This window comes from Brevundimonas denitrificans (genome assembly GCF_030160755.1).
GTDB lineage: Bacteria > Pseudomonadota > Alphaproteobacteria > Caulobacterales > Caulobacteraceae > Brevundimonas > Brevundimonas denitrificans.
Map to the genome: position 1 here is coordinate 1 of NZ_BSOY01000136.1, position 1,699 is coordinate 1,699.

At 72.4% G+C, this 1,699-nt stretch carries 2 protein-coding genes and 1 pseudogene; 1 reads left to right on the plus strand and 2 read right to left on the minus strand.

The genetic code is table 11. The annotated features are described in order from the left end of the window. A pseudogene (locus tag QQJ79_RS15300) lies at nt 1–445 on the minus strand (hypothetical protein); the annotation flags it as partial. Between the two features lie 37 nt (nt 446–482). Then, nucleotides 483–995, minus strand: a complete 513-nt coding sequence (locus QQJ79_RS15305) for a CinA family protein (RefSeq protein WP_284223790.1) — start codon at nt 993–995, stop codon at nt 483–485. A 110-nt stretch (nt 996–1,105) separates the two neighbouring features. Here QQJ79_RS15305 and QQJ79_RS15310 point away from each other — a divergent pair, with 110 nt between their 5' ends. Further along, nucleotides 1,106–1,513, plus strand: a complete 408-nt coding sequence (locus QQJ79_RS15310) for a DUF983 domain-containing protein (RefSeq protein ID WP_284223791.1) — start codon at nt 1,106–1,108, stop codon at nt 1,511–1,513. The last annotated feature ends 186 nt before the right edge of the window (nt 1,514–1,699 follow it).

Below are 1,699 nucleotides of genomic sequence, written 5' to 3' on the forward strand. Positions count from 1 at the left end.
GCCGCGCGTCCTCGCTCTGGGCGGCGGCGGGCGGGGCGGCGTAGAGATTGAGCCAGACGGCGCCGTCGGCCGAGCCGGTGCGGGCGTCCGCGCCCTCGGCCAGGGTGATGACCAGTTCGGTGGCGCCCCGGACCGCCCGGGTCTCGACCTTGTCCACGCCGCGCGGCGGATTGACCTTGAGGCGCGAGACGTCGGGCGCGGCGGTCGAACCGATGCGAACGACCACATCGCGACCATCGCGGCGGACCTGCGACCGGGCGCCGATGACGCCGGCGAATTCGATGCGGGTGAATTCGGTATTGGAACCGATTCGGATGGAGACGGGGTCCAGCGGGGCGCCGACCTCCTGGGCCAGCGGGGCCAGGGGCGCGAACAGCACCGCGCCCGCCGCGGCGGCGGCCACGGAGGTCTTGAGAATGCGCTTGCTGGCGGAGGCCCCGGACATACGCGCGCACCCTCGCGCGAACGGCCTTTCAACGCGGTTAACGGTTGGTGACCGCCGAATGCATCATGCGCAGCGCCACCCGCAGGCATTCGATCCGGCACGGGCCGCGGCCGATGTCGCCGAAATGATGCTCTTCGTGGACGGTGGGAGCGCCCGCGGCGGCGGCGGCGAAATGCACCCGCCCCGGCTCGTCGTCAGGTCCCGCGGGCCCGGCGAAGCCGGTCACCGCCAGGGCCACCCCCGCGCCCGAGGTCCGGAGCGCCCCCTCGGCCATGGCGCGGGCGACGGGTTCCGACACCGCGCCGTGCTCCTCGAGCAACCTCGGCGGCACGGCGAGTTCATCGGCCTTGGCGTCGTCCGTGTAGACGACATAGCCGCGCTCGAAGGCGTGCGAACGGCCCTCGACGTCGGTCAGGACCGAGGCGACCAGTCCGCCTGTGCAGCTCTCGGCCGTGGCCAGGCTGACTCCGTGTCGGTCCGCGGCCGTCAGCACCGCCTCGACCAGGGCTTCGACATCGTTGGGCAGGGCCGGACTGAGGGTTTCGGTCATGCGACAGCAACGGCCCCGTCCGCCGGCGCGTTCCCCGCGACATCAAGCCCCGTTGCGGGGGAGGTCCGGCAGGCCGACATGCGGTGCGGCCTTCCTGTCAGGATCCCGTTGTGACCCAGCCCCAGTACCCCCGTCTGAGCACCCTTTCGACCGGCCTGCGCTGCCGCTGTCCGCGCTGCGGCGAGGGGCCTTTGCTGAAGGGGTTCCTGACCATCCGCGACGCCTGCCCCGCCTGCGGCCTGGATTACAGTTTCGCCGAGCCGGCGGACGGCCCGGCCTTCTTCGGCATGAGCGCGGTCGGGATCGTCGGCATGGCCCTGTTCATGTGGTTCGAGTTCGCCGCCCACCCGCCGATCTGGGTGCATATGGTCGTGACCATGCCGCTGCTGGTCATCGGCTGTCTGGCCGTGCTGCGGCCGCTGAAGGGCTGGCTGGTGTCGGAACAGTTCATCCACAAGGCCGCGCCGCCGGTGTTCGAGAGCAACGGCAAGCACGGCGAAGGTTCGAAATGGCGCTGAGGGCCCGCCGCTAGGGCTGACCGGCCGCGCGAGCCGGGGGCGCCGTCGTGGTCGCGGGCTGGCGAGGAACTGTGGTCCGCAACGTCGGATCGCGAGCCGTCGGCGCGGCCGTAACCGGTGCTGAGGTCGCGGGCGGCGGCGTCACGACTGTGGTCGGCGCCCGGGTCAGGGGCGGCCGGACGGCGG

Bases quoted from the DNA above. Each gene is read 5' to 3' on its own strand.
- QQJ79_RS15305 (WP_284223790.1), bottom strand. From the start codon at position 995: ATGACCGAAACCCTCAGTCCGGCCCTGCCCAACGATGTCGAAGCCCTG.